This is a genomic window from Nocardia sp. NBC_01327, assembly GCF_035958815.1.
Classification (GTDB): Bacteria; Actinomycetota; Actinomycetes; order Mycobacteriales; family Mycobacteriaceae; genus Nocardia.
The window spans coordinates 3,136,786-3,149,944 of the sequence record NZ_CP108383.1; the positions used below are offsets into that span (position 1 = coordinate 3,136,786).

At 66.6% G+C, this 13,159-nt stretch carries 15 protein-coding genes; 5 read left to right on the forward strand and 10 right to left on the reverse strand.

What is annotated here, in order from left to right; genetic code table 11:
• Positions 1–6: 6 nt before the first annotated feature.
• Positions 7–1,212: a PucR family transcriptional regulator gene (locus tag OG326_RS13925; RefSeq protein WP_327145046.1), complete on the reverse strand. Its 1,206-nt coding sequence runs from the start codon at positions 1,210–1,212 to the stop codon at positions 7–9.
• A 264-nt stretch (positions 1,213–1,476) separates the two neighbouring features.
• Here OG326_RS13925 and OG326_RS13930 point away from each other — a divergent pair, with 264 nt between their 5' ends.
• Together OG326_RS13930 and OG326_RS13935 are read left to right on the forward strand one after the other, a co-directional pair.
• Positions 1,477–2,127, forward strand: a complete 651-nt coding sequence (locus OG326_RS13930) for a hypothetical protein (RefSeq protein ID WP_327145047.1) — start codon at positions 1,477–1,479, stop codon at positions 2,125–2,127.
• 69 nt (positions 2,128–2,196) lie between these two features.
• A complete protein-coding gene (locus OG326_RS13935) occupies positions 2,197–2,850 on the forward strand; it encodes a hypothetical protein (protein ID WP_327145048.1) in 654 nt (217 codons plus the stop codon).
• A 61-nt stretch (positions 2,851–2,911) separates the two neighbouring features.
• On the opposite strand, the gene OG326_RS13940 is transcribed toward OG326_RS13935, so the two are convergent.
• Together OG326_RS13940 and OG326_RS13945 are read right to left on the reverse strand one after the other, a co-directional pair.
• Entirely contained in the window at positions 2,912–3,925 is a 1,014-nt protein-coding gene (locus tag OG326_RS13940; protein WP_327145049.1) for an NADP-dependent oxidoreductase, read from the reverse strand.
• Between the two features lie 69 nt (positions 3,926–3,994).
• Complete coding sequence (locus OG326_RS13945; RefSeq protein WP_327145050.1) at positions 3,995–4,639, reverse strand: TetR/AcrR family transcriptional regulator; 645 nt, start codon at positions 4,637–4,639, stop codon at positions 3,995–3,997.
• A gap of 111 nt (positions 4,640–4,750) precedes the next feature.
• Here OG326_RS13945 and OG326_RS13950 point away from each other — a divergent pair, with 111 nt between their 5' ends.
• Together OG326_RS13950 and OG326_RS13955 are read left to right on the forward strand one after the other, a co-directional pair.
• A complete protein-coding gene (locus OG326_RS13950; RefSeq protein WP_327145051.1) occupies positions 4,751–5,749 on the forward strand; it encodes an oxygenase MpaB family protein in 999 nt (332 codons plus the stop codon).
• 135 nt (positions 5,750–5,884) lie between these two features.
• Complete coding sequence (locus OG326_RS13955) at positions 5,885–7,150, forward strand: lipopolysaccharide biosynthesis protein (RefSeq protein WP_327145052.1); 1,266 nt, start codon at positions 5,885–5,887, stop codon at positions 7,148–7,150.
• Positions 7,151–7,160: 10 nt separating this feature from the next.
• Here the strand turns inward: OG326_RS13955 and OG326_RS13960 are convergent, their stop codons facing one another.
• The 7 genes from OG326_RS13960 to OG326_RS13990 form a co-directional block, all read right to left on the reverse strand.
• Positions 7,161–8,327: a L,D-transpeptidase gene (locus OG326_RS13960; RefSeq protein ID WP_327146482.1), complete on the reverse strand. Its 1,167-nt coding sequence runs from the start codon at positions 8,325–8,327 to the stop codon at positions 7,161–7,163.
• Between the two features lie 204 nt (positions 8,328–8,531).
• The gene (locus tag OG326_RS13965; RefSeq protein WP_327145053.1) at positions 8,532–9,470 is read right to left on the reverse strand and encodes a metallophosphoesterase family protein; all 939 of its coding nucleotides are present in this window, start codon (positions 9,468–9,470) and stop codon (positions 8,532–8,534) included.
• Positions 9,467–9,970, reverse strand: a complete 504-nt coding sequence (locus tag OG326_RS13970) for a cupredoxin domain-containing protein (RefSeq protein ID WP_327145054.1) — start codon at positions 9,968–9,970, stop codon at positions 9,467–9,469. Before OG326_RS13970 ends, OG326_RS13965 begins: the two co-directional genes overlap by 4 nt.
• A gap of 72 nt (positions 9,971–10,042) precedes the next feature.
• On the reverse strand, positions 10,043–10,729 hold the full coding sequence (locus OG326_RS13975) for a Rieske (2Fe-2S) protein (RefSeq protein ID WP_327145055.1): 687 nt from the start codon (positions 10,727–10,729) through the stop codon (positions 10,043–10,045).
• Positions 10,726–11,295, reverse strand: a complete 570-nt coding sequence (locus tag OG326_RS13980; RefSeq protein WP_327145056.1) for an RNA polymerase sigma factor — start codon at positions 11,293–11,295, stop codon at positions 10,726–10,728. Before OG326_RS13980 ends, OG326_RS13975 begins: the two co-directional genes overlap by 4 nt.
• Before the next feature lie 92 nt (positions 11,296–11,387).
• Positions 11,388–11,909: a GtrA family protein gene (locus tag OG326_RS13985; RefSeq protein ID WP_327146483.1), complete on the reverse strand. Its 522-nt coding sequence runs from the start codon at positions 11,907–11,909 to the stop codon at positions 11,388–11,390.
• A 60-nt stretch (positions 11,910–11,969) separates the two neighbouring features.
• Positions 11,970–12,524 carry a peptide deformylase gene (locus OG326_RS13990; RefSeq protein ID WP_327145057.1) on the reverse strand — a complete coding sequence of 185 codons (555 nt, stop codon included), beginning with the start codon at positions 12,522–12,524 and terminating at the stop codon, positions 11,970–11,972.
• A gap of 45 nt (positions 12,525–12,569) precedes the next feature.
• On the opposite strand from OG326_RS13990, the gene OG326_RS13995 reads away from it, so the two are divergent.
• Complete coding sequence (locus tag OG326_RS13995; protein ID WP_327145058.1) at positions 12,570–13,136, forward strand: PadR family transcriptional regulator; 567 nt, start codon at positions 12,570–12,572, stop codon at positions 13,134–13,136.
• Positions 13,137–13,159 lie beyond the last annotated feature (23 nt).

Genomic DNA, 13,159 nt, shown 5'->3' on the forward strand with positions numbered 1-13,159 from the left:
CGGAGCTCAGTGGTCCCCGGAGCCGTCGCCCTGGATGCGCTGGGTTTCCAGGGCGAGGTACATCTCGGTGGCGGCACGCGGTTCCGTGAGCCGCCGCCCGGTCAGTTCGGCCACGCGATTGAGCCGGAATCGCACGGTATTGCGGTGGCAGAACAGTGCGGCGGCGATGGCCGATACCTCGCCATTGTGCGCGAACCAGGTGCGCACGGTGTCCAGCAGCACCTCGCGGTCGTGCTGGGGCAGTGCGAGTATCGGGCCGAGTACGGCGCGGGCGAGCGCCGCCGCGACCTCGGGTGATCCGGCCAGCAGTACCGGGATCAGCGCCTCGTCGTACCGCAGGACCTGCTTGGACCTGGACTGGGTTGCGGCACAGGCGAGTTCGGCCTGGCGCAGCCCGGTGACCGCCTCGGTCAGCGCACCGCAGGCCGCGCTGATGCCGACCCGCCCGACGCTGCGCTCGGCCAGCAGTGCCTGCAATCGCGTTTCGGTGAATCTGGTTGTCAGCGTGACGATTCCGATATGACTGTCGGTCCGGACCCGCCAGGCCGAGGCGACGCCGAGTACGGACAGGGCCTCACCCACGCCCGGCAGCGCCTCGGTGGCGGCCGCCGCGGTGGTGGCCGCGACCACCACGAACGAACCCTGGGCGGGCAGTCCGAGGGTGCGGGCGCACTCCCACAGCCGCGCTCCGTCCACCTGCCCGCTCAACAGGGCATCGAGCGCGGCATCGTGTGCGCGAGCATCACGGCGCAGCTGCTCGGCCACCGTCTCCTGATACCCGTCCGTGAGTGCCTGCGAGTAGTCGTCGACAAGTTTCCATACGAGCGAGGCGATTTCCAGTAGCTCCCGCCCGGCCTTCGGATCGTCACCGGCCATGGCCAGCAACTCCTCCCACACCACACCGGAACCGATGCGGTAGGCGCGCAATACCGCCGGAAGCGGAACACCGGTCTCGGCCCGCCGGTGCCCCGTGCTGCGCGGAGTGGCGGTACCGGCTTCGGGATGCCCGGCCAGGTGACCGAGGATTGCCTCGAGATTGGCGCGATTGGTGCTGCGCAGTTCCTCGGGAGGGACTCCGCGCGAGCTGCCGTAAACCGGTTCCGCCCGCTCGATTTCCGCGGCCACCCGGTCGACCACCTCGTCGAGGCGTCGCAGCAGTGTGGTGCTGGCGCGGGCGACGAAGCCTTCGGGTCGAGGGTGCGGGGTGCTCATGGCAGACGATCGTACTGTCCGACATTGTTGCTGTGCACAACGGAGTCACAATATAGCGCTCATAGCATGGAATTTTGAAGCTTCTATTGTGCTGAAGCACAATCGAACGCGAGATTTCAGAGCGGCTGGGGTCGCGGTGCCGAATATATTTCCGCCCCAATCGAATCCGTCCTGCGCGCGTGTCGCGAAGAAACACTCGCTGAGCGTGTCCCCAAGGGGTAGCGCACAATTGGAGTGCTTCACCGGTGCTAGTAGGGGATGGTCATGAAGGCATACAAAGGGCTGATGATTGGCCTGCTCGCGCTCGGATTGTCGGTGGCGTGTTCGACGCACCCCGCAAATACTGTGGCGCAGAACGTTTCGCAGGGGCCCGCGAAGCAGGATGTGCCCTCATCCGTACCGGTCGGTCCGGGGCCGGTGCAGTACACCGTGCAGCAGCAGCCCGCTCCGGGAAGCTGCCACTACGGTAAAACCGCTGACGGGCAGCCACTTCCGGACCGGACGTGTACGCCGGGTGCGACAAATCCGAAGGTGACGGCTGCGAACCTCTCGGACACCATCTGCAAATCCGGCTACACCGGCGGAATTCGGCCGGGCGAGAACATCACCGGTCCGGAGAAGGCCGCGAACATCAAGTCCTACGGCTACACCGGTGACCCGCGCGATGCCGAGTACGACCACCTGATCTCGCTCGAACTGGGCGGCGATCCGGACGATCCCCGCAATCTGTGGGTGGAACCGCCGTCACCGGGCCACAAGCAGGGCGCGGGCACCGCGAATCCGAAGGACACCGTCGAGAACCAGCTGCACTCGCTGGTCTGCGGCAAGAAGATCGGCCTCGTCGACGCGCAGGTCGCCATTGCCACCGACTGGACCACCGCCCTGGCCAAGGTCGGGCACCCCGACGGTAAGTGACCGCCCGTCGTCAGGCGTGCCGCACCGAAACCGGCTCTGCACGCCGGCCTTCGGGCTTACCATCGACGCATGTCAGCCCCGCAGAACGGCTCGACGATGATCGAGGGTCGGGTCGTTCACAAAACCTCGAACGCTCTGAAGATCACCTTCCAAGCCGGGCCGGGGGACCCGATGGCGGTCGGGGTGCAGGGCGCGGGTGACGGGTTCGGCGGGAAGATGGCCATGCTCTTCGGATTCAAGAACGGGGGGACCGGCCGGCACTCGATCACCTATGCCGACGGCACGGTGGTCTGGGTGCAATCGAAGGATTCGGCGCCGACCGTGCTGAGCCGGGCCGACGGCACCGCCATCGCAACCATTACCCGCTCGGACACTTCCACGGCCGTGGGTTCGACCGCGGGTACGCTGCTGCACTTCGTTCCCACCGACGATGTGAAGACCCCGGAGCTGTTCCGCATGCGCATCCTGGACCGCATGGGCGAGGAATTCGGCCGCCTCGATGTGGTGCGCACCGTCGGCGGCTGGACGCTCGGTCGCCTTGCCGACGAGCTGTACAACACCTATATCTGGTGGGATCACGCCGGGCAGCCGCTGCCCGTGCCGCTGCTCGGCACCCGGATCATCCTCAAGCGCAGCCCCGATGCGGTGGAACGTGATGTCCTGCTCGGGGCCTGCGTCGACATCACCCTGGGTCTGCGGCCGTATGTCACGGCCATGCGCTGACTGTCACGGCCGCGCACTGACTTCCACGGTTGTGCGCTGACCCAGGGTGGCATCGCTGCGATCAGTCGGCGACCTTGATGACCAGCTTGCCGAGATTCTTACCGGTGAGCAGCCCCTGGAAAGCCTCCACCGTGTGATCGAGTCCGTCGACGACGTCCTCCAGATAGGTGAGCCGCCCGTCGGCCAGCCAGCCCGAGACCGCGGGATAGAACTCGCCGAACTGATCGAGGAATTCGGTCTGGATGAAGCCGCGCAGCGTCAGGCTCTTGCGCAGGATCAGCGACATGAGCAGACCCATGCGATCGGTGCCCGCGGGGAGCTCGGTGTCGTTGTAGGAGGCGACCAAGCCGCAGACCGGGATACGCGCGAACTTGTTGAGGCGGGGGAGCACCGCGTCGAAGACCGCGCCGCCGACATTTTCGAAGTACACGTCGATGCCGTCGGGCGTCGCGGCGGCGAGCTGTTCGGCGAAATCGGGCGCGCGGTGATCGATGGCGGCATCGAAGCCGAATTGTTCGCGCAGCAGGGCGACCTTCTGCGGTCCGCCGGCAATGCCGACCGCCCGCGCGCCCTTGATCTTCGCGATCTGCCCGACCGTCGCACCGACCGGACCGGTGGCCGCGGCGACCACCACGGTCTCACCCGGCTGCGGACGGCCGATGGTGAGCAGCCCGGAGTACGCGGTGAAACCGGGCATGCCGAGTACGCCCAGTGCGGTGGTGAGAGGCGCTGCTGTGGGGTCGAGCTTGCGCAGGTACCGGCCCTGTTCGACGGAATGTGTCTGCCAGCCCGCATAACCCAGCACACAATCGCCGGGATGCAACTCCGGATCCGCGGATTCGAGCACCCGGGACACCGTGGCGCCGCACATGGTCTCGTCGACCGCCACCGGCGGTGCGTAGGACGGCGCGTCACTCATGCGCCCGCGCATATACGGATCCAAGGAGAGATACAGCGTCTGCAGCAGCGCGTGACCGGGTTCGAGCGGCGGCAATTCCGCCGTCTCGGTGCGGAAGTTCTCCTGCTGCGGCATACCGGTCGGGCGGGAGGCCAGGACGATTCGGGTGGTCTTCATCGGTGCGGCGACCTTTCGATGGGCGACCGCCCCATTGTGGGTCACCGCGGTGCCCGCTATGCCCGATTGCTACGCGTGTCCTGGTGAGCGGTGCTCGGCTCGCCAGGTATCGAAACTGGTCATGATGTGATGCCGCACCGTGCTCCACTCCGGGACCAGGCCCGCGGCGGCGGGCACCGACGAGGTCAGCAGCACCCCCGCGATGGTGATGACCGTGATGCGCAGCCAGTCCCGGGCGCCGGGCAGATCGGCGAGCTCGCCGAGCACCTGGCGGGCCACCTCGAAGATCGTCGTCTCGATGTGTTCGACGAGATGTGCCACGGTATCGGCCATTTCGGGATCGGTGCGCGCGGTGCCGAGCAGTTCCAGGCCGACGCTGATCGGCGCCAGCCGGGCCAATGACCACAGCTCGTCGACCAGTTCCGCGACCCGTTCGCGATCGGTTCCCGTTATCTCCGAATAGGTTTCGACAACGGCCCGGGCGCTCTGATCGGCCATCCGCCGGATCGCGGCGTCGAGCAATTCGCCCCGGGTGGGGAAATAGTGCTGCACCGCGCCCTGGCTCAGCCCCGCCCGTTCGGCCACTCCGCGCGTGGTGGTGGCGGCCTGACCGTGCTCGATCAGGCTGGCGATGGTGGCGTCGAGGATCGCGATACGGGTGTCCGCGCGCTGTTGCGCCCGGCTGCGTTTGCTATTTCCCGCCGTGACCGACACTCGCCCACGATACCGGTCGGGCCACGAACAAGTCACACGACTTGTCAAGTCGTCCGACTGGTCAATACGCTTGTGGCACAGCCGATATAGAGCACAAAGAGGTGATCGGCCATGAACGCTCGCGCCAAAGCGCATCAGAATGCCCGCATCTGGCGGCGCGGTCCCGCGCCCATCCCCGCCGGGCTCGACGAGAATCACGATTATGGCTACTTCGGCCCCGGATCCCAGGTGTGGCGGGTGCTGTTGCATCCGGCCGTGACCGCCTTCCTGGCACCGGTGACCGCACTGCTCGAACTGCCGCACATTCCGCTGCAGGCGGTGATTCTCGATCACGATCCGCTGGCCGTCACCGGTCGCCGCAGCCGGAGCATGAGCCCGATCATGGCCGTGCGGCGGGCGCAGCGCACCGTCGGCGTTCCGGTCCCGATCATCCTGGGCGACAAGGCAACCGCCGATCGGGTGGCGGCACACCTGCGCCGCTATCACGCGCCGATGACCGGCACTGTTCCCGGCACCGGCGAGCCCTATGCCGCACAGGGGCCCGAACTGGTGCTCTTCGCACACGTCACGATCATGCAGGCGGCACTGCTGGTCTACGAGAACTTCGCCTTCGAAGGTCTGCGCCCGCCGCATCGGCTCACACCGCGTGATCGTGACCGATTCTGGTGGGAGGCCAGGCAATTCGGCGTCCTGATGGGTGCGCGGCCCGAGGATGTGCCGACGACCTGTCGCGGAGTGGCCGAGTACTACGCCGGAATCGCCGGCACCTACGGCGTCATCGACGGATTCGGCGCCGATCTGGTCATGCGTCCCACGCTGGCCATGGTGCGCGGATTCGCTCTGACCCATGTGCCGGAGCTCGCGCCGATGCTGCTGGCCGGGGTGCTCACCCCGCAACTGGTCGCCATGCTGCCTCGCCCGGCACGCCGGAACCTGGGTGTGCCCGCGGCGGTGGATCCGCTGTTGCATGCGGCGCTGTGGCTCACGCGTCCGGCCGCCCTGGTCTTCACGGTGCAGCGCTTCGCCGATGCCCTCGAACGCCGCATCAGCGGACCCGATGCCATGTCCCTGGTGGCGCACGCCCGCCGACTTCAAGCGACTGCGGCATAGCGTATTTCGGCCACCCGGACCTTTCGGGTAGCGGTCGGTCCTGGGCAGCGAGACAATTTCGCTCGTCGGCACGGTTGTGCCGGGCGCGAGAGCGAGGACCTGCCATGCCGGATCGACAGCGATACGCCGGCCGTCATGCTTGACCGATTGCGCGCACGCCTGGCCGCGGACGGACTGCTGTCCGTGCTGCGCGATGTCGGCTTCGTGAGCCTGGGCAATTACGGGCAGTTCCTGGTCACGGCCGTGACGGTGCCGCTCACCGCGCGCACGCTCGGCGTCGGCGGTGTGGGATTGCTGGCCATCGGGATGTCCTCGTATTTCCTGGGTTCGCTGCTGGTCGATCTGGGGATCAATACCTTCCTGGCGGCGCTGCTGGACGAGGAGGGCCTCGATGAATTGCGCGGCAGCTATCTGGCGGTGCGGGCGAGCATTCTCGGCGTGCTCGCCGTGGCGCTGGCCGCGGGGTTGAGCTTCGGGGCCGGGCCGCATCTGCGCATGATTCTGCTCGGGCTGTTCGTGGGCGGGTTCCTGTCCATGTCCGAGGATTGGCTGCTGGTGGGGCAGGGGCGTTTCGGCGCGTCCACGTCGTATCAGATCGCCGGGCGCGTGGTGTATCTGGGATTACTGGTGGTATTGCTGCCGCGACTGCCGAATCCCTCGATAGTGCTGCTGTGCCTGCTGCTTTCGTCCACCGTGACGGTCGCGCTGACCTGGCGCGACGCTCTGAGGAAGTACGGTCGCCCGGCCCGGCCGGTGCGGATCGCGGTCATTCTGCGCAAGGGCGGGCCGGTGCTGGCCTCCCGGCTGCTGGTGACCAGTTACGGGCAGGGGACCGCGACGGTCTACTCCTCGGTCCTGGACGCCGCCTCGCTCGGGTTGTATTCCTCCAGTGACAAAGTGGTGCGCGCGGTGCAGTCGCTGCTCGATCCCATCGGGCTCGCACTGCTGCCCCGGCTCGCGCGCGAGCGCGGCGATTCCCGCTTCTGGCGGCACGAAATGCGCGCGCTGGCAGCCTGTGTCGCGGTCGCGGCGGTCGCGGTGGCCGGGGTGTGGATCACCGCGCCGCTGGCCGTGCATCTGATCTTCGACGACGACTTCCGCGGTGTGGTGCCGATCCTGCGGGTCGAGGTGTTCATCCTCTTGGCCACCGCCACAACATCGTTCATCACCACGGCCACCCTGCCGGTCCGGCAGGACACCATGGGAATCATGATCGGTGCGGTCATCGGGACGGCGGTGGCGGCCACCGCGCTGCTCATCACCCTGGGCACCCACTCGGTGTGGACCCTGGTGTGGGGCACGGTGGCCGCCGAATTCTCCGTCGCCGCCTGGTATCTGGTGCGCACCGCGCAATTGGCCGCCCGGGAGCGAGCGCAGCGCGCAACAGTTCCGCTGGGGTAAGGGCGTCGCCCTAGTGCAGGGCGCTACCCGCCACCCACTGATCCCATGGCAGTCCCCAGTCACCGTTCTGCCAGACATCGAGCGTCGGACCACCGGTATTGCGCACCTCGACCACATCACCGGGCTGCGCGAAGTTGAAGAACCACTGCGCATTGTCGGCATTGAGGTTGAGGCAGCCGTGTGAGGTGTCGGTATTACCCTGCGCCCACACGGTGGTGTCCAGCTCGTGCAGATAGATGCCGTCGGTGCTGATCCGGGTGGCCCAGGAGATGGCCTCCTTGTAGCCCAGCCGCGAATTGATCGGCAGGCCGTAGCTGGAGGAGTCCATGATCACCGGATTGGCCTTGTCCATCACGGTGTAGACGCCCGGCTGGGTCCAGAAGTAGAAGGTCTTGCCCGCGATGACCTCACTGCCGCCCCGGCCCATGGAGGTGGGCATGGTGCGGATCAGGTTGCCGTTCTCGAACACCTGCACCTGATGGGTGTTGTCATCGGCGATCGAGACGTGCGACGCCCCGATGGTGAAGGAGGTCTTGCTGTCCTCCTGGCCGAACAGGCCGGGACCGACCTCGATGCCGTAGATGTTCGCCGCGACGCTCACCTTGGTGCCCGGTGCGTAGTACTCCTTGGGCCGCCAGTGTGCGTTCTGGCTGTCCATCCAGTACCAGGCGCCGTCGACCGGCGGGGTCGTGGTGACGGTCAGATGCTTCTCCGCGGCGGCCTTGTCCGGGATGGGCTCGTCGAAGTGGGCGACCACGACCGTGCCGACACCGTAGGTGCCGCCGTCGGCGAGGGCTGCCCCGCCGGTGGTGTTGAGATACACCTTGGTCTGATTGCCCGGCTTGATGGTGGTGAAGCTCGAGGTGGCCGGGCCGGTGGGGCCGGTCACATCCATACCCTGGGCTTTCAGGGTGTAGGTGCGGCCGTAGCCCAGCTGCTCGTTCGGCTTCCACGCGGTCTTGTCCGGTGTGAAGGTGCCGTCGATGACCTTGCCGTCGTCATTGGTCAGCGTGACCGTGCTCAGCACACCGCTGGCCGTGGTGACCTGGACCGGCGCGGCCGGATCGACCTTGTCCGCACCCTGGGCGGGCGCGATGGTGATCGGCGACGGCGCGGGCGGCACACTGCCGAGTGTGCTGCTGATCGTCGAGGACGACGAGCATGCCGTGACCACCATGAGTAGTGCCGCCAATAGGCTCACAGCGGCGGAGGATCGAAAACGGTGGAGTGGCAAGGCTCTCCCTCCTGTAATCGCCGTGCGCCGCACTGCTGCACAGCATCTTGTACCAGCTCAGCGTAGTAGATTACCCGCAATAATCCGCACCTTCGCACGCGCGGTGGCAGGGCTTCGGCGCGGCGGCCCCGCCCCCGGCGTGTTTCCTCACGTCAGCGGCTGGTCCTTGATCGCCAGCTGCTGCTGTCCGCGCTGGTAGGTGACCTCACGAATGCCCAGCGCAGCGTGCAATTTTCCGGCGGGCAGCGTCACCGGTTTCGGCGCCGGGCCGTCGCCGGGCGCCGGCAGCGGATAGGCGGTGGTGGTGCCGCTGTAGAAGGTGACATTGCCCTCGGTCTTCGTGAACAGCTGGTGCACATGGCCATTCAGGCAGGTGACCGATGCGAAACGGGCGAGATAACTCAGCATCTGGGTGGCATCGTCTGTGCCCCAGCCCCATTGCGGATACATGGCGAACAGCGGGATGTGACTGAACACGATGATCGGTGTGTCGCTGGACAATCCGGACACATCCTTGCGGACGAAGTCCAGCTGATCCTGGCCGAGGTGGCCCAGCGCCTGCAGATTCATCGTATTGACCAGTCCGATCACGTGCACGCCCGCGATATCGAAGCTGTACCAGCCGTCGCCGCGGGTGCCCTTACCGAACGCCGAGCGATAGCGCTGCCCGCCGTCGTCGCTCGAATCATGTTCTCCCGGAACGGTGAACACGTGCGGTGTGTGCAGGCCGCCCATGAGCTGTTTGACCTGATCGAACTGCTCCGGTGTGGCGAGATGGGTCAGATCGCCGGTGTGGATGACGAAATCGGGGGTGTATCCGAGCGAATTCACCTGTCCGATGGCCTCGGTGAAGGTGTCGGTGACATTGGCGTTCGCCGTACCGGTGAAACCGATGTGACTATCGCTGACCTGTGCGAATCGCAGAGTCGGGCGACCGGTGGCGGCCGCGGCGGTGCCCGCGATATGCGAGACCACCTCCCCGCCCACGACCGCCAATCCCACCGCCGCGCCGAACCAGGCGCTGTGCCGCATCAGCTGGCGGCGGGTCATGGCCTGCGGATCGCGCGGATCCCTCTCGGGGCTCATCCCGTCACCACCACGGTGCCGTGCATGAACGGGTGGATCGAGCACACGTAGGCGTAGCTCCCCGCCTTGGTGAACTTGAACGTGTACGTCGCGCCGGTGCCCATATTCGGCGATTTGAAGCCGCCGGTGGCCGGGGAGATATTGTGCGGCTCCTCATCGTGATTGGTCCACGTCACCGTGGTGCCCACCGGGACGGTCAGGGTGGCCGGCGCGAAGGCGAAATTGGTGATGGTGACGTCATTCGGACCGGCCGGTGCGTCCGCGGGCGCCGTTGCCGGTGCGGAACTGCTCGGCATGCTCATTCCGGGCATGCCGGGCATGGCCGATCCGGTGCCCCCCGGCACCATGCCGGGCGTATCGGTGCCGGAAGCGAAAACGAAAGTGGGAGCGGCATTGTCGGGTGCGTTACCGCCGCTGCCGCACGCACTCACCGACAGCAGCGCTGTCGCCGTGGCGGCGACGGCGAGCGCCGTCCGCCGCGGGCTGCGGATAAATCTCATGGGTCCGGGCCTCCATCCGGGATGTGTCCGTCCGCTGCTGCGGGACCGGTCACATGGAGATAGGGACCCGGGTTACACGGTCGGCGCGAAAACCTCGATGGCGCCGTTGTTTTCCCGCACCTGCAGGTGCGGGAGCGGTGCGGGGGAGATGGGCAGCTGATGTGACAGCACGGCCCCGCTGATCGAGAAGGAGGTCGAATGGCAGGGGCAGCGCAGTCGATCGGCCGGAGCGTCCAGCCACAGTTTGCAGCCCTGATGGGTGCAGACCCCCGAGACCGCCACCGGAATCCCGTTGGCGCGCCGCACGAATCCGTTGAGGGTGCCGACATCGAAGGAGACGGTGCCGCCCTCCGGGAGGTCGGCGCTGGCCGCGATGGGCCGCCACGAGCCGTTGGTGGGCGTCAAGGTCGATTGTGCGGCAGGCGAAGCGGGCTCCGCCTGGTGGGTGATCATGCGATCGACGACGACTCCGGCGGTGGCGGCCGCCGCGGCGGTGGCGGTGCCGATCAGCACCTGTCGCCGGCGGGTCGTACCGCGCTGTGGTGGTGAATCCTCCTGCGGCTCAGCCATTTCAGCGGCAAGCCGCTGCTGCAATCCGGACAGGAAGTCCGGGCTGGGCGCGGCGCTGCCGAGCCGGGCCGACTGCAACTCGATGGCGGTGCGCATCTCCTCGGCATCGTTCTCATCGGGCCGGAACGAGCGCGGTCGCCGTCCGGCCAGGAGCTCCTCGACGTAATGCCGCACTTCCCGCTCGCTCACCGCGCACCTCCCTCGTTCAGCCGGGCCGCCATCTGCAACGCCCTGTGCTGCAACACCTTCGCATTGGCGACGCTGACACCCAGATCCTGCGCCGAATCCTTGACCGACAGGCCCTGCAGGAATCGCAGTTCCAGTATTCGCCGATAATTCCCGGAGAGCTGCTCGAGCACCGCGCGCGCTCGCAGCTCGGCCCGGCCGTCCGATACTTCGTCGGGCGGATCGTCCGCGAAATCGTCGTCGATCGTGGTGATCTCGCGGCCCATGCGGGTACGCCAGTAGCCCGCGAGCACCGTCCGCGCGGTCGCGCGCAGATAGGCCCGCACCTCCGGCACGGATGCCGAGATCCGCAGTGGTTTGAGCGCCACCGTGAATACCTCGGCCGTCAGATCCTCGGCATCGGGCCGGTTGCCGACCTTGCCGAACATCAGCGCATACACCCAGGTGACATTGTCTCGATAGAGAGCTTCCCACCCGGAGTACCCGTCACCGGACACCAGCCGCAACTCCCGGCCGGAGCTCACGCCTTCGTCCGCCCGCGAGCGATCGGACCCTGTCCGACGCACCATGAATCGACGCTCCCCGAATCCACCAACGACGTGTCTTCACGTCTTTCAGTAGATAGCGAGCGAGGTTACAACGCGCCCGTTTTCGAGATCCTTTATTCGTGCGCCTCGACCGGCGCGGCCTGCTCCAGCTCGGTGGCGACCGTCTCCGGGAAGACGAACTTGCGCATGGCCCACCAGCGGAATGCCGTCGCGAGCAGGGTGCCGAGCACGGTGGCGCTGATGAAATCGGCGATATTCTCCACCAGCAGCGACACATGCGGGGTGCAGAGCAGGAACACGTACCGCGACACCCACAGCGGCAAGACCGTGATCCCCGCGCCGAGACCGGCGACCACGAAGAACAGCGTCGCCTCATGCCTGCGCTGCCGCCCACCGCGCGCGGTGAAGGCCCACTCCCGGTTCAGCACATAGGACACCACCGTCGCGATGACCGTCGCGACGATATTCGCCGTTATCGGCTTCTCGTGCAGAATCGTCCACTTCAGGCCGAAGAAGAGCGCCGTCGTGGTGACGAACGCGATGCCGCCGACGGTGAGAAACTTCAGCAACTCCGCGTTCCGCACAAACACCGACAGCAATCGCCTCGGGAGCCGCGCGGCAACAAATTCGACCATGAACACCGAGTCAGGCTAGCCGAGCCCCCACAACCCCAACCACCCGCCAGAAGCGGGGTCTCAGGACACCCGCCCCGGCACCCAGCTTTTACCGGCCTCCGTCCACCCCCGATTCTTCACCGTCTTCCGGGCGGCCCGCATGTTCCGGCCGATGAGTCGTTGCAGGTAGAGGTGTCCGGAAAGGTGGTCGATCTCATGCTGAAAGCAGCGCGCGAGGTAGCCGCGAGCCTCGACGCCGACAGGCCGCCCCGCAACGTCGACGCCGGTCACCCGCGCCCACTCCGCCCGTCCGGTGGGAAACCACTCACCCGGAACCGACAAACACCCTTCGAGATCATCCTCCGGATCCGGCATCACCTCCGGAATCGCCGAGGTCTCCAACACCGGATTGACGACGTGACCCCGGTGCCGGACTCCGAAGTCGATCAGGTCGTACACGAACACCGCCCGCGGATCGCCCACCTGGTTGGCCGCAAGCCCAGCCCCGTGCGCGGCGGTATTGGTGTCGAACAGGTCGTCCACGAAGCCGGCGAGCTCACTGTCGAAAGCGGTGACGGGAAGGGCCGGCGTGGTCAGCCGGGGATCACCTGCGATGAGGATCGGTCGAACAGCCATGCCGCGAGGGTACTCAAATTTGAGTAGTCATGTCAGACTGGCGAAGTGAACGAGACCCGGCTGTTCGTACTAGCGGCTTTGGCGAAACGTGGTGCGATGCACGGCCATCAGCTCCGCCGCGATGCCCGTCTGGACCGCGCCGACCTGTGGTCCCGAGTGAAACCGGGCTCCCTCTACAGCGCCCTGCACCGCATGGAAGCCGAAGGCCTCATCCGCCCCCTCCGCACCGAGCAGGACGGCGCCCTCCCCGCCCGGACCGTCTACGAAATCACCGAAGAGGGTCTTCGTGAACTACGCGCCCTCCGAGACGAAGCCTTCACCGAAGTAGACATCCGCCCCGACCCAGTAGATCTGGCCCTGGTAGTCAGCGCAGACCTCGACCGCACTCTCCTCCGTGGCTACTTCGAAGACCGCCTGGCCGCCCTCCAGACAAGAGCCTCTCGAATCGAACACCACCCAGACCGCCAGTCCCCCAATCGAACTCGCGCAGACGACCTCATAGTCGACCACGCCCGAATGCGCCTGCAATCCGAGATCGACTGGCATCAAAAGGTTCTCGCCGACATAGACACCTTGGAATTGACCGCTGGGCATGCTCCTGGGGCGGAGTAGGCGCCGGAAGAGAACAACGAACA

Coding starts and splice junctions, on each gene's coding strand:
- OG326_RS13925 (WP_327145046.1), bottom strand. CDS start 1,212: ATGAGCACCCCGCACCCTCGACCCGAAGGCTTCGTCGCCCGCGCCAGC.
- OG326_RS13930 (WP_327145047.1), top strand. CDS start 1,477: ATGAAGGCATACAAAGGGCTGATGATTGGCCTGCTCGCGCTCGGATTG.
- OG326_RS13935 (WP_327145048.1), top strand. CDS start 2,197: ATGTCAGCCCCGCAGAACGGCTCGACGATGATCGAGGGTCGGGTCGTT.
- OG326_RS13940 (WP_327145049.1), bottom strand. CDS start 3,925: ATGAAGACCACCCGAATCGTCCTGGCCTCCCGCCCGACCGGTATGCCG.
- OG326_RS13950 (WP_327145051.1), top strand. CDS start 4,751: ATGAACGCTCGCGCCAAAGCGCATCAGAATGCCCGCATCTGGCGGCGC.
- OG326_RS13955 (WP_327145052.1), top strand. CDS start 5,885: ATGCTTGACCGATTGCGCGCACGCCTGGCCGCGGACGGACTGCTGTCC.
- OG326_RS13960 (WP_327146482.1), bottom strand. CDS start 8,327: ATGGTGGTCACGGCATGCTCGTCGTCCTCGACGATCAGCAGCACACTC.
- OG326_RS13965 (WP_327145053.1), bottom strand. CDS start 9,470: ATGAGCCCCGAGAGGGATCCGCGCGATCCGCAGGCCATGACCCGCCGC.
- OG326_RS13970 (WP_327145054.1), bottom strand. CDS start 9,970: ATGAGATTTATCCGCAGCCCGCGGCGGACGGCGCTCGCCGTCGCCGCC.
- OG326_RS13980 (WP_327145056.1), bottom strand. CDS start 11,295: ATGGTGCGTCGGACAGGGTCCGATCGCTCGCGGGCGGACGAAGGCGTG.
- OG326_RS13985 (WP_327146483.1), bottom strand. CDS start 11,909: ATGGTCGAATTTGTTGCCGCGCGGCTCCCGAGGCGATTGCTGTCGGTG.
- OG326_RS13990 (WP_327145057.1), bottom strand. CDS start 12,524: ATGGCTGTTCGACCGATCCTCATCGCAGGTGATCCCCGGCTGACCACG.